Source organism: Mesorhizobium sp. Cs1299R1N3, from assembly GCF_037179625.1.
GTDB lineage: Bacteria > Pseudomonadota > Alphaproteobacteria > Rhizobiales > Rhizobiaceae > Mesorhizobium > Mesorhizobium salmacidum.
This window is the reverse complement of record NZ_JAPYKQ010000007.1, coordinates 193,185-216,122: the sequence shown is the minus strand read 5'-3', so window position 1 is coordinate 216,122 and position 22,938 is coordinate 193,185. Positions and strand designations below refer to the sequence as shown.

Genomic DNA, 22,938 nt, shown 5'->3' with positions numbered 1-22,938 from the left:
TGCTTAGCCCAGCACCACGTTGGCCGCGCTCTCTGGCAGATCCTGGCCGAAGGCGCGCTGGTAGAACTCGGCGACCACCGAACGTTCCAGCTCGTCGCACTTGTTGAGGAAGGTCAGCCGGAACGCCATGCCGACATCGCCGAATATTTCGGCATTCTCGGCCCAGGTGATGACGGTACGCGGGCTCATCACCGTCGACAAATCGCCATTGATGAAGGCCGAGCGCGTCATGTCGGCGACGCGCACCATCTTGTTGACGATGTCCTTGCCCTTGGTGTCGCGATAATGCTTGGCCTTGGCGAGCACGATGTTCACTTCATTGTCGTGCGGCAGATAGTTCAGCGTGGTGACGATCGACCACCGGTCCATCTGTGCCTGGTTGATCTGCTGGGTGCCGTGATAAAGACCGGTCGTGTCGCCCAGCCCGACCGTGTTGGCGGTCGAAAACAGGCGGAACGCTGGATGCGGGCGGATGACCCGGCTCTGGTCGAGCAGCGTCAGGCGGCCGGACGATTCCAGCACGCGCTGGATGACGAACATCACGTCCGGACGGCCGGCGTCATATTCGTCGAAGCACAGCGCGACATTGTGCTGGTAAGCCCACGGCAGGATGCCGTCGCGGAATTCGGTGATCTGCAGGCCGTCCTTGACGACGATCGCGTCCTTGCCGACAAGATCGATACGACTGACATGGCTGTCGAGGTTGACGCGCACGCACGGCCAGTTGAGGCGGGCGGCGACCTGTTCGATATGGGTCGATTTTCCGGTGCCGTGATAGCCCGAGACCATGACGCGGCGGTTGTAGGCGAAGCCGGCGAGGATCGCCAAGGTCGTCGCCTTGTCGAACAGATAGTCGGGATCGATGTCGGGCACATGCTCTGATGTCACCGAATAGGCCGGCACCACCATCTTGGACTCGAAGCCGAATTTCTCCTTCACCGGCACCGTCGTGTCGGGCAGATTGGCGATGTCGCGATCGACCTTGTTCATATCTCTCAACGTCTCCACGGGCGAAACGTCGCGTTTCGCCGGCAATCCATTTTGTTCGGGGGCGGTCTTAGAGCGTTTTCCAACCTTATGAAAGTTGGAAAACGACACGAACCATAGGGTCGCTCAGCACAGGCCTGCCTGTTTGAGCACGCGATAGGCCTGAAGCACATCGCGGAACCGGTCTTCCGAACCTCTGTCGCCGCCATTCGCATCCGGATGGTGACGCTTCACCAGTTCCTTATAGCGCGCCTTGATGTCCTTGCCAGTCGCCTTTGTATCAAGGCCAAGCGTTTCCAGCGCCTTGGCCTCAAGGGGCTTGGCCTTGCGCTCGCGCGCCTCGCGCGGATCCTTCGGCCCCTTGAACAGGTCGAACGGGTCGCGCATGCGATTGTAGTAGCCGGCGCGGCCGGAGCGCATCTGCGCCATATCGGGCGAGGAGCGTGTCGAGGCGCCGTTGACGCCCATCTTCCAGGTCGGCCGATGGCCGGTCATCGCTTCCTTCTGGAAGCGGGCGACCTCGGTGTCCGGCACGCCGGAGAAGTAGTTGAAGCCCTTGTTGTACTCGCGCACATGGTCGAAGCAGAAGCGGAAATACTCGCCCTCCTTCATGCGCCCGACAGGCGCGCGATGCGTGCCCGCCTCCTTGCAGCCATCCCACTGGCAAATCGGCGCGTGCGCCTTCACCTCCGCGTCCTTGTCTGGACGGACGCGAATCTTCTCGAAATATTTGGGATACGGCTTCATCTCACCCATTTATGGGGCGTTCGCAGATGCGAAACAAGAATTGACATTTTCGCGATCATCGCCCTAACCGCTGAATCGCGGCTTAAAGCGGGCGAATGACCGATTTTGTTGTACGCCAGCGGCCTGGTGAGCCCGATTTTCGGCTTTCATGGCGGCGAGCCAGCCATATGTGGTGAAGGGAAAAGACGATGTCCATACAGGCGACCATGGAAGACAAGCTCAACAAGGCATTTTCGCCCGAGCGGCTCGTCATCCTCAACGAAAGCCATCTCCACGCCGGCCATCATCACGTGGAATCCGGTCACCACACAGAATTCGACGGCACCGGCGAGACGCATTTCCGTGTCCGTATCGTCTCTCGGAGTTTTACGGGCATGAGCCGCATCGACCGTCATCGCGCCGTCAACCAGCTTCTGGCCGACGAGTTGAACGCGGGCGTGCACGCGCTGGCGATCGAGCCCGCGGCGCCCGGTGAACAGACGCGCTGGTAGGCCAAGCTGCGAGCCAGCTGCGCCTCTCACGCTGCGCTCAGATGACCGCTTCGATCAGAAACGGCCCCGGGCGAGACAAGGCAGCGTCGAGCAGCGCGTCGAAACGTTCGCAGCTATCCGCACGCGCCGCCTCCACGCCCATGCCTTTGGCCAGCGAAACCCAGTCCAGCGCCGGATGGTCGAGATCGAGCATGCGGCGCGCATTCTCGCCGATCGCGTTCACGCCGACATTACGCATCTCGCCATGCAGGATCGCATAGGTGCGGTTGGAAAAGACGAGCGTCACCACGTCGAGATGTTCCCGCGCCTGCCGCCGCCGCTTTTGGCATGATCCAGCCACAGGGCGCCGCGGCGGTCAGCGCGTCGCCATCCCTGCCGAAGTCGCGGTCGATCTCCAGATCGCAGGTCTTCGCGGACGCTGCGAGCGCTCAATCAGGACAGGCAGCCATTCGGGCTGGAGCGATGCCAGGATTTTGATGCCAGATGCACGCGCGTCGACGGAACAAACAATGCCATCCCGCAGTTGAATGTGTGTGCCCCGCCAGAATGGCTCTGAAGGCAATGATCATGCGTGAGAACCCATCCGACGTCTTCCATCTCTTTTCGGAAATTTATGCAAACGCCGCCCAGGAGGAGATAAGTCTCCAGCAATATCTGCTTGCCTGCAGCGAAGACAAGTCGATGTATGCCTCGGCGCCGGAACGAATGGTCGAGGCGATCGGCGAGCCTGACCTGGTCGACACCAGCAAGGACGAGCGGCTCGGCCGCATTTTCTCGAACCGGACCGTCAAGATATATCCCTCCTTCTCCGACTTTTACGGGATGGAGGATACGATCGAGCGCATCGCCGGATATTTCCGCTATGCCTCTCAGGGCCTCGAGGAGCGCAAGCAGATCCTTTACCTCCTGGGCCCGGTCGGCGGCGGTAAATCCTCCTTGGCCGAACGGTTGAAGAAATTGATGGAGGAGCGCCCGATCTACACGCTGAAGGTCGGCAACCAGATCAGTCCGGTTTTCGAATCGCCGCTTGGCCTGTTCCATCCGGATCGCATGGGCGATCTCCTGGAGGACAAATACGGAATAGCCCGGCGCCGCCTGAACGGGCTTATCTCGCCATGGGCGGCCAAGCGCCTCGACGAATTGTCCGGCGACATTTCCAAATTCAGCGTCGTCAAACTGATGCCGTCGCGGCTGCGCCAGATCGGCATTGCCAAGACAGAGCCTGGCGACGAGAACAATCAGGATGTCTCAGCCCTGGTTGGCAAGGTCGACATCAGGCAATTGGAAAATTTCAGCCAGTCCGACCCCGACGCCTATTCCTACAGCGGCGGGCTGAACCGGACGACGCAGGGTCTGCTCGAATTCGTCGAGATGTTCAAGGCGCCGATCAAGGTGCTGCATCCATTGCTGACGGCGACCCAGGAAGGCAGTTACAACGGCACCGAGAATTTCGGTGCCTTTCCCTACCAGGGCATCATCGTTGCCCATTCCAATGAATCCGAGTGGCAACAGTTCAAGAACAACAAGAACAACGAGGCATTTCTCGATCGCATTCTCGTGGTCAAGGTGCCGTATTGCCTGCGCATCACCGAAGAAAGGCAAATCTACGAAAAACTGCTGCGCGAGAGTGAATTGGCCGCCAGCCCCTGCGCGCCCGAGGTGTTGGACATCCTCAGCCGGTTCAGCGTCTCGACGCGCCTTGCCGAGCATGACAATTCACCGCTGCACACCAAAATGCGCGCCTATGACGGTGAGAACCTGAAGGAAGTCGACCCGAAGGCGAAGTCAGTCCAGGAATATCGCGACGCCGCCGGCGTCGACGAAGGCATGACCGGCGTCAGCACGCGCTTTGCCTTCAAGATCCTGTCGCAGACGTTCAACTATGACACCGCGGAAGTGGCCGCCGATCCGGTGCATTTGATGTACATACTGGAAGAGGCGATCAAGCGGGAGCAGTTTCCGAAGGAGATGGAAGCGGCCTATCTCGAATTCATCAAGTCGGAACTGGCTGCCCGTTACGCCGAGTTCATCGGCCACGAAATCCAGAAGGCCTATCTGGAGTCCTATAGCGAATATGGCCAGAACCTGTTCGACCGCTACATCGCCTATGCCGATGCCTGGATCGAGGATCAGGACTACAAGGACCCCGATACCGGCCAAATCCTCAACCGCGAGGTGCTGGACAGCGAATTGTCGCAAGTCGAAAAGCCGGCAGGCATCGCCAATCCGAAGGATTTCCGCAACGAGGTGGTGAAGTTCACGCTGCGTGCCCGGGCGCGCAACCATGGCCGGAACCCTTCATGGACGAGCTACGAGAAGCTGCGCGAGGTGATCGAAAAGCGCATGTTCGGCCAGGTCGAGGACCTCCTGCCGGTGATCAGCTTCGGCTCCAAGCAGGACAGCGTCACCGAAAAACGGCACAGTGAATTCGTCCAGCGGATGGTGGAGCGCGGTTATACGGAACGGCAGGTCCGCCGGCTGGTCGATTGGTACATGCGGGTGAACAAGGCGGGCTGAGAGCAGTCCGAATGGTTGCATGCCGATCTTTATCGACCGCCGCCTGAATCCGAAGGACAAAAGCCTTGGCAATCGCCAGCGCTTCCTCAGGCGTGCCCGCGAGGAACTCAAGCGCAGCATTCGCGACCAGATCCGCGCTGGGCGGATCGCCGACGTGGACGCGGAGCATGTCGTGCCGATGCCCGAGAGAGGCACCGGCGAGCCGACCTTCAACGACGCCAGGGACACCGGCCGGCGCCGGCACATCCTGCCGGGCAACAGGCAATTCGCCCAGGGGGATCTGATCCCCAAACCTGGCCAGGGCGGAGGCAAGGGCGGTTCGTCACCGGGAAACACCGCATCCGAGGACGACTTTCGTTTCGTCCTGTCGCGCGAGGAGGTGCTCGATCTTTTCTTCGAGGATCTCGAACTGCCCGACCTGGTGAAGCTCAATCTCAAGGAGATCCTTGCCTTCAAGCCGCGCCGGGCGGGTTTCGCGGCCACCGGTTCGCCGACCAACATCAATGTCGGCCGCACGATGCGCAACAGCCACGGCCGCCGCATTGCGCTCAGGCGCCCCAAGCAAGCGGCGGTAGACGCGATCATGCAGGACCTCGCCTCGCTGGAGGCCGCACGGCCCAATGCTCAGACGCGCGAGCGCGTCGCGGCCCTCAAAGAGGAGATCGAGCGGCTGGAACGCCGGCGCCGGCGGATTGCCTTCGTCGACCCGGTAGACATCCGGTTCAACCGCTTCGATCCGCGCCCGGTGCCGAATGCGAAAGCGGTCATGTTCTGCTTGATGGATGTGTCGGGCTCGATGGGCGAGCGCGAGAAGGACCTTGCCAAGCGCTTTTTCGTGCTGCTGCACCTGTTCCTGAAAAGACGTTATGAGCGTACCGAAATCGTCTTCATCCGCCACACGCATGAAGCGCAGGAGGTGGATGAGGAAACCTTCTTCTACTGCACGCAAAGCGGCGGCACCGTCGTTTCCACCGCGCTCGAGGAAATGCATCGCGTCATCGAGCAGCGTTATCCCGCGAGCGAGTGGAACATCTACGCCGCCCAGGCCTCGGACGGCGACAATTTCGCCACCGATTCCGAGCGCTGCATCGCCCTGCTGAACGGCAAGCTCATGCGCCTGTGCCAGTATTTCGCCTATGTCGAGATCATCGACGAACGCGAGAGCCACATCTTCGGCGCGACCGAAAACGGGACGTCGCTCTGGCGGGCCTACAGCGCCATTGAGTCAAACTGGCCGAACTTCCAGATGAGCCGAATAGCCACCGCCGCCGATATCTATCCTGTCTTTCGTCAGCTCTTCGCCAAACAGCCCGCGCTCCGCAAGAGTGCCTGAGGGGAACCATGGCCAGGACAGCCAGCAAACCGGGTTTGCTCTTTTCCGGATCCGACTGGGATTTCCAGAAATTGTCGCAGGCTTATGAGGCGATCGCGGCAATCGCCGTCGAGGAGCTCAAGCTGGACACCTATCCGGTGCAGATGGAGATCATTTCTTCGCAACAGATGCTCGACGCTTATTCATCGGTCGGCATGCCGCTGATGTATCGTCATTGGTCGTTCGGCAAGCATTTCCTGTACCAGGACTTTCTCTACCGCAAGGGCGGCCGGGGGCTGGCCTATGAACTGGTCATCAATTCCAATCCCTGCATCGTCTACCTGATGGAGGAAAACACCATGGCCCTGCAGGCCCTGGTGACGGCGCATGCGGCGCTCGGACACAATCATTTCTTCAAGAACAATCACCTTTTCCAGCAGTGGACCGATGCCGGGGGAATCCTGAGCTACCTGGAGTTCGCCAAGGGCTACATTGCCCGATGCGAGGAGCGGCACGGATTGTCAGCCGTGGAAAGCATTCTCGATAGCGCCCACGCGCTCATGGAGCAAGGCGTGTTCCGATACCACAGGCCGCCAAAGCTGTCGTCAGAGCGGCAGCGTGAAGGGCTGCGCGAGCGCCTGGAATACGAAGAGCGCTCCTACAACGATTTATGGCGCACGCTGCCTCCTTCACAGGACACCAGCAAGACCGAGAAGAAGGATGAGGGCCTGACGGAGCGGAAGAAATCGCTCAACCTGCCCGAGGAAAATCTGCTCTATTTCCTCGAGAAGAACAGCCTTGTCCTGGAGCCGTGGCAGCGCGAGATCATCCGCATCGTGCGTGTCGTTGCGCAGTATTTCTATCCGCAGCGGCAAACGCAGGTGATGAATGAAGGCTGCGCCACCTTCGTGCACTACACCCTCATGAACGCATTGTTCGACCGCGGTCAGATCAGCGAGGGCGCCATGCTCGAGGTCCTACGCAACCATTCCAATGTGATCTTCCAGCCGGCTTTCGACGACCCCCGGTTCTCCGGTATCAACCCATACGCGCTCGGCCTCGACATGATGCAGGACATCCAGCGCATTTCGATCGAGCCGACGGCGGAGGACCGCGACTGGTTTCCCGACATTGCGGGCCGCGGTGACTGGCGCGAGGTGCTGCTGGACGCATGGGCCAATCACCGCGATGAATCCTTCGTCCGCCAGCACCTCAGCCCAGCCCTGATACGGAAATGGCGGATGTTTGTCCTGGCCGACCAAGCCGACGACTCGCATTACGAGGTCGCCTCGATCCACAATGAGCGCGGCTACCAAAAGATACGTGCCGCGCTGGCCCAGAGCTACGACATCGGGGCGAGCCGGCCGGATATCCAGGTAGTGGACGTCGACCTGCTCGGTAACCGGCATTTACGGCTGCAACACGAGGTGAAGGAGGGCGTCCTGCTCGACAATGGCAGCCGCGACGCCACCCTGCGCCACATCCGGAGCCTCTGGGGTTACGAAGTCAGCCTGGCTTCGGTCGACGCCGAAACCGGTGCGACACTCAACGAACGCTCCAGTAATGACTGCTGAGTTCCGGCTTCGGGCCGCATCGTAGGCTGTCGAGCGGAACGAGTGGAACATGCCCTGCGGGCACGCTGGGTGCGCTCAGCCGACCGTCGATTTCAGGAACGCCAGCGCCGCTATGGTCAGCGCATCATCACCCTCGCCGAAGTCGCGGTTGATCAACATGTGCGTATAGGCGCTACCGTCGAACAGCGTCACATCAGTGCCGCTGGCGCGCAGGCGCTCGGCAAAGGCCGTGGACTGCTCGCCGCGACCATCGGCGCGAGAATAGGCGATGAACGTCGGCGGATGCTTGCGACCATCCACATAGCTCGCCGGCGACAGCGCCGCCCATTGCGAAGGATCGGAAAAGACCCGCGAATAGGCCCGCACCATGCCGCCATGTTTGGCGAGGGCGGCAAGATCATAGGCTCTGGTATCGTCGAGAAGCAGCCCGGCAACGCCGGGCAATTCGCCGCTCATGCCGGTCAACGCAATCAGATGGCAGCCCGCCGAATGGCCCATGCCGACGATGCGGTTGGGGTCACCGCCATGTTGGGCGTATTGGTCGGATATCTGGCGCCTGCTGCAGGGAGGGTGAATTTGGGGAGGCGTATGACTGTTCCTCGACAAACCAACCACAGTTCGTGTCGAGCACCGCATCGCGCGGGCTTGCCGTCATCAAGTTCGGCGCAAGAAGGGACCGCGTACCCATCGCAAGGGTGCGGTCCAGCGCCAGCTGCGGGACGCGAGAAGCGCGTTGCGTTCTGCGAGGAAAGCGTCCCGATCGCGGACAATCACGTCACATTCGAGGCTGAGCTCGTGGTGAGCACGAACGACCGCCTCATGATCTAAAATCCGCCCTCGAAGCTCTCCACGGAGATGTTCAGCCTCCGCCGTCGCTATCGCCAGAACATCACAGCTCTCGTTGAATATCGTACGTACCAGATCCAGTTGAGCGCGCAGTTCACGGCTTTCGCCGTCGACCGCCATGGAACGCAAAATCTCATACGCGGTCCGGATCAGAGGTGTGATGTCCGGATGGTTTCGCAGCTCTTCGATCGAGGCTCTCTCGTGATGCAGGTCCTCGTTCAGGAACTTTTCAATCTCGATATCGGACTGGTTAGCAGGAGCCGGCCAGATGACCCCGGTTTCGTCAGCCGCATGGTTCAATTGCCGCCGGCAGTCAGTGCGGAAATCTTCGTGACGCAAAAAATGACGTGGCATGTCTCGTGACTGGTGCTCCGCTTCGAGCACGTGCCTCAGCCAAAGCAGAAGTGATTTCGCCATCGGCAAGCCATCTCGCCGCTTCAACGACAGCGCGACCTCAAGAGGGTTGCGGATCGGCAGAAATGCGACCGTATCGACCTCCATCTCGGCCAAGATCGACGATATGAACGAGGCAAATCGGCAAATCCGCGGATCCTTGACAAAAAACAAGGGCTCGTCGCCGAATTCGTTGCCGAGGACTGCTCTGATCTTGTGTCGATGCCGCTCTGCGGCCCGCGATTGCATCCATTGCGGGTCGAGCGCTCGCCAGTCATGCCAAGAGGAGTTTGCCGATGCGAGTAAGTCGTCATTGGCCAGATTGAGGCGGGCGCTCTCCCAGTATCCCGTGGGATTGTGGGAATTGGCGGGCAGCAGATTCTTCGGACCGGTCGCTCCCAGTGCGTTGATCACGCCACCAAGCGCCGAGGTGCCGCTGCGGTGCATGCCCAGGATGAGGATTGCCTTTCTCCGGGGCAGTTTTGGGAGGTCACGCGTCGGGGCAGCCTGTTGCGGGTGTTCCGACAGCGGCAGCCGGGCCGCAAGCCATTCCGAAATTCCTGCCGGAAGCTCCAGCGTTCCGTCCAACACCGGATTTGCACCCGCCGACCCGGCGCTGAACAGTCCGTGATAGTGGACGTGGACCAACCGCGCCGTGTCAGGGGCCGCAAGCGCAGCCAAGTGGTTGAGAGGGAAATTATGCGTGGCTGGCAACATTCGCACGGGGTGGTTTCCGGCGACTGCAGCCAGCGAAAGGGCGGCTTGGCTCGTGCCCCAAAAAGCGGTGGCCTCTCCGTCCAGAGCCCCGGTCCCGGTGTTGATGATTGGGCCGTCGGGCCACGACTTCATATCGGCAGCCACCAATCGTTCCAAAATGTCTTCGGCACGCTGAAATAGCCCGTGTGATCGTTTTGCTACAAAAAGCCCACCATTGTAGCTCGCTCGCACTGCCTGACCATGGACAGTTGTTTGCACGACCGGGAGATGCTCATAGTCGACGCTGACAAGTGCGCATGCCTTCCTCCAGTAATCGTCGAATGGGTCACCAGAACCCGTCGTGCACATCCCTTTAACGTCCACCGGGCGTGCGGCGGCCGAATTTGTGTCCAACGAAAAGTCCGGCTCAGCGATGAATATTGTATCGCTATCGACCTGGATAATGATTGGCGGCCCAGGCCGACGTTCGACGTGGGCGAGCGCATGAACACGATAGGACGGGCCGTAGTGCGGACAGCAGCTTTCTATCTCGATCGGTAGATATTCGACATTCAGTCGCTTGAGTTGGTGGAGTGTAGACAAGGATGGGCGACGGCTGCTTCTTGGCGACACGACCGTTATCGGGCACCGCGAATAGGCGCCGGCGAAACACCGTAGGCTTTCGCATAGCAAAAGGGCTTGCGCTTCGAGAATGCCCGCCTCGACAAGCAGCACAAATTCGACGCTGTCTTCAACGATGTCGCCGATGTCGCCGCTCGGGCGCGTTGCTATTCCGATATCCATTCCGTTATCCACCGATCCCACCCAGCCTAGGCCTTCCGATAGCCCGATCACGTCGGCATCCGCAAATAGAAATCGGTACAAGACGACTGCACAATGTGACTGTTTTTGGGGTGATCCGGGTAGCTGGCCGTCAAAGAAACCCAAGTGGCGCATCTGCTGGGTCAATCCCTCCGCAACCAATGCCGCCGCCATTCGTTGACCTATGCTGGTTGATCCCAGCATCCTGAACTTTTGCCCGTCGGGTCCCACCTGGCGGGCCCTTTTGGTGTCCGGAACATTATCCGGCGGCGCACGTTAATGGCGTTTCCCAGTCTGGTTTCCACCCCATCTTCTGTGGCTCAGTGGTAGAGCACTCCCTTGGTAAGGAAGAGGTTGAGAGGTCGGTTGCGTCAATGCCGGCATAGCCGTTGGCCTCTTTGGCAGCGCAGTTGGCGTGAAGCGCTCCTGCTAGTCCCGTTCTCGCTCAGCACAGATCGGGCGTCTCTAGTGGTCTTGCGTAAGAACAAAGAGTTAGACGATTCTATCAAACACTGAACCGCTCTAACTGTCGCCGGCCGGCCGGATCCTGACCCTGGCAATCCGGTTCTTGTCGCGTTTCATGACGACGAAGCGCTTGCCGTGGAACGTAAAAGCCTGCTTCTCCTCGGGGATCGATTGCGCCTCGTGGATGACGAGGCCGGCGATGGTGGTCGCCTCTTCGTCGGGCAAGTTCCAGTCGAGCGCCCGGTTGAGGTCGCGGATCGGCACCGTGCCTTCGACCACGACGGAACCGTCGGCCTCCTGCTTGACGCCCTGGATGTCGACATCATGCTCGTCGGCGATCTCGCCGACGATCTCCTCAATGATGTCCTCCAGCGTCACCAGCCCCTCGACCTCGCCATATTCATCGACGACGACGGCAAAATGCGCCTTGCGGCGCAGGAACGCATTGAGCTGTTCCTGCAAGGTCGTGGTGTCGGGCACGAACCAGGGTTTTGACGCGATCTTCATCACGTCGATCTGCGAAAAATCGTTGCCGACCTCGTTCAGCGCCCGCAGCAGATCCTTGGCGTGCAGCACGCCGACGATGTTGTCGAGCGAGCCTTTCCAGAGCGGCATGCGGGTATGCGGGCTCTGCAGGATCTCGCGCACCACCGCTTCCGGCGCGTTGTCGGCATTGACCGAGCGCATGTTGGTGCGGTGGACCATGACGTCGGACACTTCGAGCTCTTCGAGATCGAACAGACCGCCGATGCGGTCGCGGTCCTCGCGCACCATCTGCCCGTCGCGGCGGAAATCGTCGACCGCGCCGCGCAATTCGTCCTGGCTCGAGCGCGGCGGCTCGATGCGCGACAGTTCATAGCCGAACATCGCAAGCAGGCGTATGCGCACGGCAACGACCAGCAGGACGACGATGGCAAGGACGGCGACGACGATCCAGCCAGTGTCCATCTCAGCCGGCTTTCCGGCTGGCTGGGTGGCTTTCCCTGAGGAACGACAGCACTTCCGAGGCCGGCACGTCCTTGGCGATGAAGGCCTGGCCGATGCCGCGCGTCAGAATGAAGGTCAGTGCGCCGCGCGACACCTTCTTGTCCTGCGTGATGAATGAAAGCAGGGCCTCGGCATCTGGCAGTTCGCCCGGAATATCGGCCATCTGCCACGGCAACCCGACGGCACGCAGATGCGCCTCGACGCGGGCCGCGTCGTCGGGGCTGGCGAGATTGAGCCGCGACGAGAACCGGTGCGCCAGCGCCATGCCGATGGCCACCCCTTCGCCATGGACAAGGCGAGCGCCGTCATACTGCGTGGCGGCTTCCAGCGCATGGCCGAAAGTGTGCCCGAGATTGAGCAGGGCGCGGTCACCGGTCTCGAACTCGTCACGGGCAACGACATCGGCCTTGGCGCGGCAGGCCTCGGCAATGGCCTCGACCCGTTCCGGTCCGCCGGCGAACACCTTTTCCCAGTTGGCTTCCAGCCAGGCGAAGAATTCCGGGCGGTCGATCAGCCCGTATTTGGCAAGCTCGGCATAGCCGGCGCGGAATTCGCGGATCGGCAGCGTGTCGAGCACTTCGGTGTCGGCCAGCACCAGCCTGGGCTGGAGGAAGACCCCGACGAGGTTCTTGCCGCGCGGGCTGTTGATGCCGGTCTTGCCGCCGACCGACGAATCGACCTGAGCCAGAAGCGAGGTCGGAACCTGCACGAAATTCATGCCACGCCGAACGATGCCGGCTGCAAAACCGGTGAGATCGCCGATGACGCCGCCGCCAAGGGCGATGACGACATCGCCGCGCTCCAGCCTGGCCGCCAGGACGCCATCGACCACCGCCTCGAGATGGGCAAAGCTCTTGGTCTTCTCGCCGGGCGGCATCGTGATGACGGCCGGCTGGATGCCACCCTTCTCGAGCCCGGCCTTCAGCGCATCGAGATGCGCGGCGGCGACGTTCTCGTCGGTCACGACGGCGGCGCGTGTGCCGGGCAGCCGGCGTGAAATCTCGGCGCCGGCGCGCGACAGCAGGCCCGAGCCGATCAAGATGTCGTAGGCCCGGTCGCCCAGACCGACTTCGACGGTGACAGGCTGATCCGCGCTCATGTATCGACCTCGCCCGTCGCGGCTATCGCATCGATGCCGAAATGCCGGCACAGCGCCTCAAGCACCTCGGCCGCGATGACCTCCTTGCGATCGTCGCGGGTCGGCACGGTGATGTCAGCGGTGGCATAGACCGGATAGCGCTCCCCCATCAGCCGCTCCAGCACGGCGCGGGGATCCGCGCTTTTCAAAAGCGGCCGGTTCTGCTTCTTGGAAACGCGGTCCATCAGAAGATCGAGCTCGGCCTTCAGCCACACCGACACGCCGTGCGTGGCGATGGCTTCGCGCGTCTGCGCGTTCATGAAGGCACCGCCGCCGGTCGACAGGACCTGCGGGCCGTTTTCAAGCACGCGCAGGATGACACGCTGTTCCAAAGCCCGGAACTCGGTCTCGCCATAGCGCTCGAACAGTTCCGGAACGGTCATCCGCGACACGCTCTCGATCTCCTGGTCGCTGTCGATGAAGGGCAGCGAAAGCATCGTCGACACCTTGCGGCCGATCGCCGTCTTGCCGGCGCCCATCAGCCCGACAAAGACAATGGACCGGCCGCCCAGCCGGCCAAGCAGCGCGGCATGGGTCTCGCCTGGAGGATTTGCCTGTAACGCGTTCATCAGCTGTTTCTTGGGCCCTCTTTGCCGGCGTATCGACATGAAAAGCCGGTTTGCGTCAAGCGTGCCGAGTGCCTTGGGCTGATATGGACAGGGCGACGCTCGCATCAGAAGTTGCTAACAGGGCCCCGCTTCTTCCTTGAATTGGCCGGGTTGGCGTCCCATAAGGGCACAGGGTTTGGAAACGCAGAACAAAAAGACGGGCGAGAATTGATGCCGACACTGTTTCGCTTTGTCGTGACTCTCGCGATTCTGGCTGGCATTGCCTATGGTACGATGTTCGCGCTGGTGATGTTCGTCGAGCCGAAAAAAGCGGAAATGAGCGTGCGTATTCCGCCGGAAAAGCTCAATCCTAAGAAAAACTGAACCCCAAAAAACTGACTCGGAACCGCCTCAAGGAAATGAACAGCGCCGCCCGTATCGAGGCCTTCCTGGAAATGATGAGTGCCGAGCGGGGGGCGGCCGAGAATACGCTTTCCTCCTATCGCCGCGATCTGGAGGATGCTTCCGACGGGATCGATGGCGGACTTGCCCGCGCAGGTGCCGCCGATATCAGGGCCTATCTCGACGACATTGCCGCGCACGGCTTCGCGCCGACCTCGCAGGCGCGCAAACTGTCGGCGATCCGCCAATTCTTCAAGTTCCTCTATGCCGAAGGTTTGCGCGGCGACGACCCGACCGGCACGCTTGACAGCCCGAAAAAGGGCCGCCCGCTGCCCAAGACGATGAGCGAGGCCGAAACCGGCCGGCTGATCGACCGCGCCGCGCACGAAGCCGGCGATGCCGGGCTCGGCCACGCCGACAGGCTGGCGGCGCTGCGCCTGCATGCGCTGGTCGAAGTGCTCTACGCCACGGGTCTGCGCGTTTCCGAGCTGGTCGGCCTGCCGGTGACGGTGGCGCAACGCGACGACCGTTTCTTCATGGTGCGCGGCAAGGGCGACAAGGAACGCATGGTGCCGCTGTCGGCCAAGGCGCGCGCGGCGATGCGGAGCTGGCTTGGCGCTCGGGCCAAGCTGCCCGCCTTCGCCAACAGCCCGTTCCTGTTTCCGGCGGCATCCGACAGCGGCTATCTCTCGCGCCAGGTCTTTGCCCGTGACCTGAAAGGATTGGCGGCGCGCGCCGGCATTGCCTCGGCCAAGATCTCACCGCACGTGCTGCGCCATGCTTTCGCCAGCCACCTCCTGCAGAACGGCGCCGATCTCAGGGCCGTGCAGCAACTGCTCGGCCATGCCGACATATCGACGACACAGATTTACACCCACGTGCTGGAGGAGCGGCTGGTGCGGTTGGTCAACGATCATCATCCGCTTGCCGACTAGACCTCATATCGCTATGTGAGGACGACATTTCACCGCCCGGAGCCTTGGTTTCAATGGTTCCGCAGTCTTGCCTTCCGACGCATCGGTCCGCCCAAGCATGTACAATTACCTCGATTTCGAAAAGCCGGTGCAGGATCTTGAGCTCAAGATCCTCGAGCTCAAGAAGCTTGCCGAGAACGGCGAGGCGGTCGATGTCGCCGATGAGATCACCAGGCTCGAGAAGCGCTCGCGCGATGCGCTGCGCGAACTCTACAAGGCGCTGACGCCATGGCAGAAGGTGCAGGTGGCGCGCCACTCCGACCGGCCGCACTGCGTCGACTACATCAAGAGCCTGTTCAGCGACTTCACGCCGCTCGCCGGCGACCGCAATTTCGGCGAAGACCAGGCGATCGTCGGCGGTTTTGCCCGTTTTCGCGGCGAACCCATTGCAATCCTCGGCCAGGAAAAGGGTTCGGACACGGCGAGCCGCCTGAAGCACAATTTCGGCTCGGTGCGCCCCGAAGGCTATCGCAAGGCGGTGCGGCTGATGGAGCTTGCCGATCGCTTCAAGATCCCGCTGCTGACGCTGGTCGACACGGCCGGCGCCTATCCCGGCGTCGGCGCCGAGGAGCGCGGCCAGGCCGAAGCCATAGCCCGCTCGACCTCGGCCTGCCTTGGCCTGAAAGTGCCGTCGATCTCGGTGGTCATCGGCGAAGGCGGTTCGGGCGGCGCCATCGCGATCGCCACCGCCAACCGCGTCTACATGCTGGAACACGCCATCTATTCGGTGATTTCGCCTGAAGGCGCCGCCTCTATCCTGTGGCGCGACACGACCCGCTCCAAGGACGCGGCGACCAACATGAAGATCACCGCCCAGGACCTGCTGGAACTGAAGATCATCGACGCCATCATCCCCGAGCCGATGGGAGGTGCCCAGCGCGCGCCCGAAACGGTGATTGCCGCGACCGGCGATCTCATCGCCAAGACGATGAAGGAATTTGCCGGCGCCAACACCGATTTCCGCGAACAGCGCCGCGAGAAATACCTGGCGATGGGCCGCAGCCTCTGACGCCCCTTGGGCGGCGGAACACGGCTGGCGGAAGCTCCCTATCCTTGGCAATGTGGCGGCGATGAGCAATTTCGCCACAAAAATGCCGCCCCATTCGGTTCAATGAAATCACCGTGAGAGATTGGCCGAGCCTTGCGGTAAGGAATTTTCAAGGTTAACGGGCTTACGGTCCGTCGGTGTTCAGCATGCGGGTTTGGCCGTTTCGAAGCCATTGGCCCGAGAAAAAAGACATAGCCTTGCCCATGTTTGCCAAGCTTGCACGTACTGGAGTCCTTGCCGCCTCGATAGCCGTCGCGGGCTGCAATGATTCGTCGATGAAGGACTTTGCCCCGGAAGCCAACAAGCCGCTGCCCGACAAGATCCTTGCCGACATGAGAGCCAAGGGTATGGTCCGCACCTCCTCGGTGATGGCGCGCATCTTCAAGGAAGAAGGCAAGCTCGAAATCTGGAAGGCCAAGACCAACGGCCGCTACGACATGGTAGCGAGCTATGACATCTGCAAATGGTCGGGCAAGCTCGGGCCGAAATACACGGAAGGCGACCGCCAGGCGCCGGAAGGTTTTTACACGGTTCGACCGTCGCAGATGAATCCGCGCTCGAATTACCATTTGTCGTTCAACATCGGCTTTCCCAACGCCTATGATCGTGCCAATGGCCGCACCGGGCAGAATCTGATGGTCCATGGCGCCTGCTCGTCATCGGGCTGCTATTCGATGACCGACGCACAGATCGAGCAGATCTACGCCTTCGGTCGTGACGCCTTCCAAGGCGGGCAGACCGAGTTCCAGATCCAGGCTTTTCCGTTCCGCATGACCGCAGCCAATATGGCGCGCTACCGCAGCGACCCGAATTACGAATTCTGGAAGATGCTCAAGGTCGGCTACGACAATTTCGAGGTCACCAAGGTGCCGCCGAAGGTCGACGTCTGCGAAAAGCGCTACGTCTTCAACCAGGTGGCCGCCGATGGGCAGACCTTCAATCCGACCGGTCCCTGCCCGGCGACCACGCAGCCGGATTCGCTGAAGAGCGCCTACAACACCTATCAAAGCACCTATGACGCGGCCTTCAACAGCGCGCTCAAGGCCAGCGTGCCGCCACCCAAGCCGACGATTGCCGGCATCAAGGAAGCCAGCATCGTCTCCGACTGGTCGAAGCGCCGGGCTCGTGGCGAGCGCGTGCCGATCGATCCGCCGTCGCTCAACACCGACGGTTCGGTGACCGAGACGGCGCGCATGGGCCGCATCGATTCGCCCGCCGGCCGCAAGATGGCCGCGCTCGACGCCGAGAAGGCAGCCAAGCAGAAGGCGGAGGAGCAGAGGCTGGCGGCCATCGAGGCCGCCAAGCAAGCCAAGGCACAGGCGTTGGCTGAAAAGGAAGCAGCCAAGGCGCAAGCTGTGGCTGCAAAGGAAGCGGCCAAGGCCGCCAAGGAAGCTCCCGTCGCCACCGCGACCATCGCTGCCCCGACCGAGGCCGCACCTGCGGCCGAGACGCAGGCTGCAAGTGCCGATGAGAGCCGCGTGACGAAGCTGAAGAACAAGCTGCTCGGCATGTTCGGCGGCTGAGTTGGCCAATGCATGTCGCCCAAAAGTGCGTAGCGGTTTTGGGTCAACGATATGCATGACTTAAAACAAGCCGCGGTCTATGACCTGAAGGGGCTGAACTGCCCCTTGCCCGCACTGAAGGCGAAAAAACGCCTGGCCGGTATGCAGCCCGGCAGCAGGCTCTGGCTGGAGACCACCGACCCGCTGGCCGTCATCGATATTCCGGCATTCTGCGCCGACAGCGGTCACCAATTGATCGAGACAGCGGCGATGCCCGATGGCCATCGCTTTCTGGTCGAACGCGGCGAACAGCGCCCGTAAGACTCAACGTCCGGCGATCGCCAGCGGATTGTGTTCCAGCGCCGCGCGGTCGGGCGTGTCGACCGACGGCCGGTTGGTGAAGGCAGCGAACAGCCGGCGCACATAGTCTTCCGGCATGTCGAGCGTAATCAGCACCAGACGCGTGCCGCGCTGGCTGTCCGGCCAGGATGGCAGCCGCACCGGCGGATGCAGGATCTTCTGCACGCCATGCACGACCAGCGGCCGCGACGGGTCCTCCTGCAGTTCGATGACGCCCTTCATCCGCAGCAGGTGCTCGCCATGTGTGGAACGCAGGAGATCGAGGAACATCTCGATCGCTGAAAACGGCACCGGTCCGTCATGCACCAGCGAATGGGTTTTTACGCGCTGGTCGTGGCGATGGGCATGATCATGATGATCATGATGATCATGGTGGCCATCATGGTCGTGATCATGCGCGACCTCTTCGCCGAGCCAGCGCCGCACGTCGGCGGACTTGGTGGCCGGGTTGTAGAGGCCGCAGTCGAACAGCGCCGCCACACCGGCTTTCGTCTCCCCGACATCGAGCAGTCGAGCCCCGGGATTGATCTGCCGCAGGCGCGCCCGCAGTGCTTCGAGATCGCCGGGATCGGCGACCAGATCAGCCTTGGAGAGCACGATGCGGTCGGCGACCGCGACCTGCTTGACCGCCTCGACATGCGCATCAAGTGTCGCATCGCCGTTGACCGCATCGACCAGGGTGATGACGCCATCGAGCCGAAAAGCCTGGACCAGGGCCGGATGGCCCATGATCGACTGCAGCACCGGTGCCGGGTCGGCCAGCCCCGTGGTCTCGACGATGACGCGGGAAAGGCGGGCGATGCGGCCGGTCTGCAGCCGATCGACCAGGTCGGCCAGCGTGTCGACAAGTTCGCCGCGCACCGTGCAACACAGGCAGCCGTCGGAAAGCTGGATGATGCCGTCGGAGGCCTGCTCGACCAGCAGATGATCGATCGCCACCTCGCCATACTCGTTGATGATGACCGCGGTGTCGGCCAACGCCGGATCCTTCAGGAGCCGGTTGAGCAGCGTGGTCTTGCCGGCGCCGAGGAAGCCGGTCAGCACCGAGACGGGGATCGGGAAACCGTTCATCTGATTCTGCCTTTTGATTTGAGCATGATCTCCAGCGAAAACCGGATTTCTTGGATTATGCTCTAATTCGCGACCTTGGCCGACTGGTCGCCTTGCGCGGCGGCACCCGCGACTTTCGGGCCGGTGCCGGTGGGTATGGGCTTGTCAGGCCGCCAGGTCGGGATCGGCACATCGGCATATTCCTGCGCGCCCTCGTCGAGGATCGCTTTCGGCGCCGGACCGGTGGCGCCGCCGAGGCCGACGGCAACCAGTGTCGGCACATGGTCGAGCTTCTCCTGATAGGCTGATTTCGGCGCGTCCTTGGCGGCGGTGGCGGGCGGCGCTTCGGACTGCTCCGCCTTCGTCTTCTTTTTGCAGACCTCGTCATGCATGTCGTTGGGCGAGATCAGATCGCCGTAGGGGGCGAGCGTGGTGACGGTGGTCGACCCGGCGGCAGGCGCGTCAAAGCCCAGATCGAGCAATTTAGCCGCGGTTTCGGCACGGCTGACCGCCGACTTCTCGCCGAGCACGACAGCCACCAGCGTGCGCCCATTGCGGGTCGCCGAACCGATCATGTTGAAGCCGGACGGGCAGACGAAGCCGGTCTTCATGCCGTCGGCGCCGGGATAACGGCCGATCAGGAGATTGTAGTTCGGAATCGCCTTCTTGCCGACCGCGAGCCCCTCGATTGAGAACCACGGCGCATATTGCGGGAACTCGCGGCGGATCGCCATCACCAGGATCGAAAGGTCGCGCGCCGTCGTGTACTGGTCGGGCGAGTAAAGGCCGTTCGGGTTGACGAAATGGGTGCCGTTCATGCCGAGCCGGGCCGCCTCGGCGTTCATCCTTTCGGCGAAAGCGGCCTGCGAGCCGCCGACATTCTCGCCGACCGCCATGGCGATGTCGTTGGCCGATTTGACTAGCATCATCTTCAGCGCATTGTCGAGCCGCATCACAGAGCCGGGCTTGAAACCCATCTTGCTCGGCGGTTCGCCGGCGGAGTGTTTGGTCACCTTGATCGGCGAATCGAGCTGGACTTCCCCCGCCGCGATCGCCCTGAAGGTCACATAGGCGGTCATCAGCTTGCTGAGCGACGCCGGATACCAACGCTTGAACGCATCCTGATGCTGCAGGATCTGGCCGCTCTTCAGGTCGAAGACCACCACCGGATTGGCCAGCGCCGGTCCGGCCAGAACCGACAGCATGATTGCGCCAGCCGGGAATAGTTTGAGGAAATGCCTGTGCCGCATGATCGAATCCGAAATCGCCTCTTGCCCTGATTGCCCCTGGCTCCGTAAGATTTCGTTACGTGACCGCCAGCATAAGGATCCGACCCTCAAAAACCGGACCGCATTATTGCGGTGCTATTTACCCTATGTGACGCCAACATGGCAAAGCGCCTGATAATCACAATTGCAAAGCCCGGGGCACAATTGCAAAGCCTACGGCACAATTGCAAAGCACCGGCCCATTTGCAAAACCTCAGGCTGAAGCCGGCTGCACCAACAACGAAATGGAACCACCATGCCAATCCTGAACCGCGCCGCCGAAATGCAGGACGAAGTCGCCGGCTGGCGACAGCATCTGCACCAGACGCCAGAACTGAACTTCGATGTCTTCAAGACCGCGGCCTTCGTCACCGAAAAGTTGAAAGAGTTTGGCTGCGACGATGTGGTGACCGGCCTCGGCAAGACAGGCGTCGTCGGCATCATTCGCGGCCGTCAGGGGGAAGGCCCCACGATCGGTTTGCGCGCCGACATGGATGCACTGCCGCTCAAGGAGATCACCGGCAAACCCTACGCGTCGACCGTTCCGGGCAAAATGCATGCCTGCGGCCATGACGGCCACACCGCGATGCTGCTAGGCGCGGCGAAATATCTCGCCGAGACGCGCAATTTCACCGGCTCCGTTGCGGTGATCTTCCAGCCGGCGGAGGAAGGCGGCGGCGGCGGCAACGAGATGGTCAAGGACGGCATGATGGAGCGCTTCGCTATCGCGAAAGTGTTCGGCATGCACAACATGCCCGGCCTGCCGGTCGGCCAGTTCGCCATCCGTCCAGGCCCGATCATGGCGGCGACGGCCGAATTCACCATCACCGTGAAAGGCAAAGGCGGCCATGCGGCGATGCCGCACGGCACGATCGACCCGATCGTCATCGCCAGCCAGCTGGTCGGCGCCCTGCAGACGATCGCCTCGCGCAGCACCGATCCGGTCGAGGCCGTGGTTGTGTCGGTGACCAAGTTCCACGCGGGCGACGCTTACAACATCATTCCGGAATCGGCCGAGATCGCCGGCACCGTACGCACGCTGAAGAAGGAAGTGGCCAAGAAATCGGAAGAGCGTATCCGGGCGATCTGCGCGGGGCTGGCTACCGCCTATGGCGCGACGATCGAAGTCGACTACGACGCGAACTATCCGGTAACGTTCAACCATGCGGATGAGACGGTCTTCGCCAGCGATGTGGCCGCCGACGTGGCGGGCGATGCCCAGGTGCACCGCGCGATCCAGCCGGTGATGGGCGGCGAGGATTTCTCCTACATGCTGGAAGCCCGGCCCGGCGCCTTCATCTTCATCGGCAATGGCGAGACCGCCGGTCTTCACAACCCGGCCTATGACTTCAACGACGAAGCCATCCCGCACGGCATGAGCTATTGGGTGAAGCTGGCGGAGACGGCGCTAGCCGCTTGAGGCCGGTCAGTAAAAAAGCCGGCCGAATTGCGTTCGGCCGGCCCTCTTGGCGAAACGATCCGAAGCGGCTATGTGTCGGGCCGCGTGGTCCCGTAGCTCAGTAGGATAGAGCGGCAGATTCCTAATCTGTAGGTCACAGGTTCGATTCCTGTCGGGATCACCACTCGGGTTCAAGCGGCTGGCAGTTCCATTGCCTGAAGCAATCCCTACCGAGGCTTGTCGCTCGGCACCCATTTGAAGTGGTCGCCGTCCGTCTCGATCTGCCCGACACCCGGGAACGGGAAGTGTGGTGCGAAGATCATCTCGTGGTCCTCGGCCAGCGTCGTCAGGGTCTTGGCCCTGTTCTGCTCCGCTTCCGGCTTGTCGCCGTCGAAGGCCAAGGCCCAGTCCGGCTTGGCGAGCGAGATGATTGAGCTGTGCACCGTGTCACCAATATCGAACAGCCGTTCTTCTCCGGATTTGATCTGGTAGCCGACATGGCCAGGTGTGTGGCCCTTGAGCGCTACCGAGGTGATGCCAGGCGCAATTTGGACGCCGGCCTTGAATGGTTTCACATGGTCGGCGATGACCTTGACGATATCGGCCGCATCCTTGTTGGACTTGGCAAAATCCCACTCCACGTCCGACATCCTTATCGTGGCATTGGGAAAAGCCAGTTTGCCGTCCTTGACCAGTCCGCCGATGTGATCGGGATGAGAATGGGTGATCAATATCTCGTTGACGTCACCGGGTTTGACACCGGCCTTGGCCAGGCTGTCCTGCAGCGCGCCGCCGACACCAGTGTCGATCAGCACGACACTGGTCTTCGATTTGACCAGCAGGGCGTCAACGCTCAGTGTGATGGTATCGGTCGGCGCCCCCGCCGCCTTGAGCAGTTCGCCGACTTCCGCGGGGCTGTGATCGAGGCCGAAGGTCTTGCCATCGTTGGGTTTGACGAACTGGGCGTCGTGCAGTGCAACGATGTCGAGCTTGCCAAGCTTGAATGATTTTGCATCCGGCTGCTGCGCCGGCATCTGCGCCATTGCCACGCCTTGATAGAGCAGCGTCAAGGCCGTCATCGCCAATAGCCTGGTCGTGGAATTGAACCTTGTCATGCGGAACATCCTCTGGCTACGGAGGCACGACCGAGGTCGGGCCGATCGCGAATTCGCTAGGGATATAGGCTCAGGGAATGTTCCGGCAATGGCGACCCGTTGCCGACGGCCGCCCTGTGGCACAGCTCCATCGACTGGCATACCGCATAGGCCGCCGTCGTGCTCAAGGGCAACGCCGAAGAAAATGTCCGCGCACCGTCAGCGCACCTGGTCTGAGCCATCGGAGACACCCAGCGAAGCAGGTTGATCGCAGTAGTGGTGCGGGTAGCTATGCCGCAATGTGCGCGAAGCTGGCCG

At 61.7% G+C, this 22,938-nt stretch carries 19 protein-coding genes, 1 tRNA gene and 2 pseudogenes; 11 read left to right on the top strand and 11 right to left on the bottom strand.

The genetic code is table 11. From position 1 onward, the window contains the following. Positions 1 to 3 precede the first annotated feature (3 nt). Both cobS and O7B34_RS17920 read right to left on the bottom strand, forming a co-directional pair. Positions 4 to 990: a cobaltochelatase subunit CobS gene (cobS, locus tag O7B34_RS17925; RefSeq protein ID WP_337147284.1), complete on the bottom strand. Its 987-nt coding sequence runs from the start codon at positions 988 to 990 to the stop codon at positions 4 to 6. A 123-nt stretch (positions 991 to 1,113) separates the two neighbouring features. Further along, complete coding sequence (locus O7B34_RS17920) at positions 1,114 to 1,743, bottom strand: J domain-containing protein (protein ID WP_032922426.1); 630 nt, start codon at positions 1,741 to 1,743, stop codon at positions 1,114 to 1,116. A 179-nt stretch (positions 1,744 to 1,922) separates the two neighbouring features. Between O7B34_RS17920 and O7B34_RS17915 the strand changes: the two genes are divergently transcribed. After that, positions 1,923 to 2,225 (top strand): BolA family protein, encoded by a 303-nt coding sequence (locus O7B34_RS17915; RefSeq protein WP_027143523.1) that lies wholly within the window; start codon positions 1,923 to 1,925, stop codon positions 2,223 to 2,225. Positions 2,226 to 2,262: 37 nt separating this feature from the next. On the opposite strand, the pseudogene O7B34_RS17910 reads toward O7B34_RS17915, so the two are convergent. Further along, a pseudogene (locus O7B34_RS17910) lies at positions 2,263 to 2,535 on the bottom strand (thiamine pyrophosphate-dependent enzyme); the annotation flags it as partial. Between the two features lie 257 nt (positions 2,536 to 2,792). Between O7B34_RS17910 and O7B34_RS17905 the strand changes: the two are divergent. The 3 genes from O7B34_RS17905 to O7B34_RS17895 are packed head-to-tail and all read left to right on the top strand — an operon-like array spanning position 2,793 to position 7,628. Further along, positions 2,793 to 4,742 carry a PrkA family serine protein kinase gene (locus O7B34_RS17905; RefSeq protein ID WP_337138983.1) on the top strand — a complete coding sequence of 650 codons (1,950 nt, stop codon included), beginning with the start codon at positions 2,793 to 2,795 and terminating at the stop codon, positions 4,740 to 4,742. A gap of 19 nt (positions 4,743 to 4,761) precedes the next feature. Then, the gene (locus O7B34_RS17900; RefSeq protein WP_337138984.1) at positions 4,762 to 6,075 is read left to right on the top strand and encodes a YeaH/YhbH family protein; all 1,314 of its coding nucleotides are present in this window, start codon (positions 4,762 to 4,764) and stop codon (positions 6,073 to 6,075) included. Positions 6,076 to 6,083: 8 nt separating this feature from the next. Beyond that, the gene (locus O7B34_RS17895; protein ID WP_337147283.1) at positions 6,084 to 7,628 is read left to right on the top strand and encodes a SpoVR family protein; all 1,545 of its coding nucleotides are present in this window, start codon (positions 6,084 to 6,086) and stop codon (positions 7,626 to 7,628) included. A 75-nt stretch (positions 7,629 to 7,703) separates the two neighbouring features. Here O7B34_RS17895 and O7B34_RS17890 read toward each other — a convergent pair. The 5 genes and pseudogenes from O7B34_RS17890 to O7B34_RS17870 form a co-directional block, all read right to left on the bottom strand. After that, positions 7,704 to 8,162, bottom strand: a pseudogene (locus tag O7B34_RS17890) (alpha/beta hydrolase); the annotation flags it as partial. A gap of 120 nt (positions 8,163 to 8,282) precedes the next feature. Further along, positions 8,283 to 10,559, bottom strand: a complete 2,277-nt coding sequence (locus O7B34_RS17885; protein ID WP_337147282.1) for a sulfotransferase family protein — start codon at positions 10,557 to 10,559, stop codon at positions 8,283 to 8,285. A 348-nt stretch (positions 10,560 to 10,907) separates the two neighbouring features. After that, on the bottom strand, positions 10,908 to 11,798 hold the full coding sequence (locus tag O7B34_RS17880; RefSeq protein ID WP_337147280.1) for an HlyC/CorC family transporter: 891 nt from the start codon (positions 11,796 to 11,798) through the stop codon (positions 10,908 to 10,910). Position 11,799: 1 nt separating this feature from the next. After that, complete coding sequence (gene aroB, locus O7B34_RS17875) at positions 11,800 to 12,936, bottom strand: 3-dehydroquinate synthase (RefSeq protein WP_337147279.1); 1,137 nt, start codon at positions 12,934 to 12,936, stop codon at positions 11,800 to 11,802. After that, positions 12,933 to 13,544 (bottom strand): shikimate kinase, encoded by a 612-nt coding sequence (locus tag O7B34_RS17870; protein WP_337147278.1) that lies wholly within the window; start codon positions 13,542 to 13,544, stop codon positions 12,933 to 12,935. Before O7B34_RS17870 ends, aroB begins: the two co-directional genes overlap by 4 nt. 210 nt (positions 13,545 to 13,754) lie before the next feature. Between O7B34_RS17870 and O7B34_RS17865 the strand changes: the two genes are divergently transcribed. The 5 genes from O7B34_RS17865 (at position 13,755) to O7B34_RS17845 (ending at position 17,770) form a co-directional block, all read left to right on the top strand. Next, on the top strand, positions 13,755 to 13,907 hold the full coding sequence (locus O7B34_RS17865) for a hypothetical protein (protein WP_015315495.1): 153 nt from the start codon (positions 13,755 to 13,757) through the stop codon (positions 13,905 to 13,907). A 35-nt stretch (positions 13,908 to 13,942) separates the two neighbouring features. Then, positions 13,943 to 14,860: a site-specific tyrosine recombinase XerD gene (locus O7B34_RS17860; protein WP_337147277.1), complete on the top strand. Its 918-nt coding sequence runs from the start codon at positions 13,943 to 13,945 to the stop codon at positions 14,858 to 14,860. A gap of 97 nt (positions 14,861 to 14,957) precedes the next feature. Then, a complete protein-coding gene (locus O7B34_RS17855) occupies positions 14,958 to 15,908 on the top strand; it encodes an acetyl-CoA carboxylase carboxyltransferase subunit alpha (RefSeq protein WP_027143535.1) in 951 nt (316 codons plus the stop codon). 242 nt (positions 15,909 to 16,150) lie between these two features. Beyond that, on the top strand, positions 16,151 to 17,470 hold the full coding sequence (locus tag O7B34_RS17850; protein ID WP_337138990.1) for a murein L,D-transpeptidase family protein: 1,320 nt from the start codon (positions 16,151 to 16,153) through the stop codon (positions 17,468 to 17,470). Between the two features lie 51 nt (positions 17,471 to 17,521). Continuing rightward, positions 17,522 to 17,770, top strand: a complete 249-nt coding sequence (locus tag O7B34_RS17845; RefSeq protein ID WP_337139035.1) for a sulfurtransferase TusA family protein — start codon at positions 17,522 to 17,524, stop codon at positions 17,768 to 17,770. A gap of 3 nt (positions 17,771 to 17,773) precedes the next feature. Here O7B34_RS17845 and O7B34_RS17840 read toward each other — a convergent pair whose 3' ends face one another. Both O7B34_RS17840 and O7B34_RS17835 read right to left on the bottom strand, forming a co-directional pair. Further along, entirely contained in the window at positions 17,774 to 18,880 is a 1,107-nt protein-coding gene (locus tag O7B34_RS17840) for a CobW family GTP-binding protein (RefSeq protein ID WP_337147276.1), read from the bottom strand. A gap of 62 nt (positions 18,881 to 18,942) precedes the next feature. Continuing rightward, the gene (locus O7B34_RS17835; RefSeq protein ID WP_337147275.1) at positions 18,943 to 20,109 is read right to left on the bottom strand and encodes a D-alanyl-D-alanine carboxypeptidase family protein; all 1,167 of its coding nucleotides are present in this window, start codon (positions 20,107 to 20,109) and stop codon (positions 18,943 to 18,945) included. 274 nt (positions 20,110 to 20,383) lie between these two features. Here O7B34_RS17835 and O7B34_RS17830 point away from each other — a divergent pair, with 274 nt between their 5' ends. Beyond that, positions 20,384 to 21,547 (top strand): M20 aminoacylase family protein, encoded by a 1,164-nt coding sequence (locus tag O7B34_RS17830; protein WP_140503370.1) that lies wholly within the window; start codon positions 20,384 to 20,386, stop codon positions 21,545 to 21,547. Between the two features lie 86 nt (positions 21,548 to 21,633). Beyond that, positions 21,634 to 21,710: transfer RNA gene (locus O7B34_RS17825), tRNA-Arg, on the top strand. 43 nt (positions 21,711 to 21,753) lie between these two features. Here the strand turns inward: O7B34_RS17825 and O7B34_RS17820 are convergent. Beyond that, positions 21,754 to 22,641 (bottom strand): MBL fold metallo-hydrolase, encoded by an 888-nt coding sequence (locus O7B34_RS17820; RefSeq protein WP_337147274.1) that lies wholly within the window; start codon positions 22,639 to 22,641, stop codon positions 21,754 to 21,756. Positions 22,642 to 22,938: the final 297 nt, after the last annotated feature.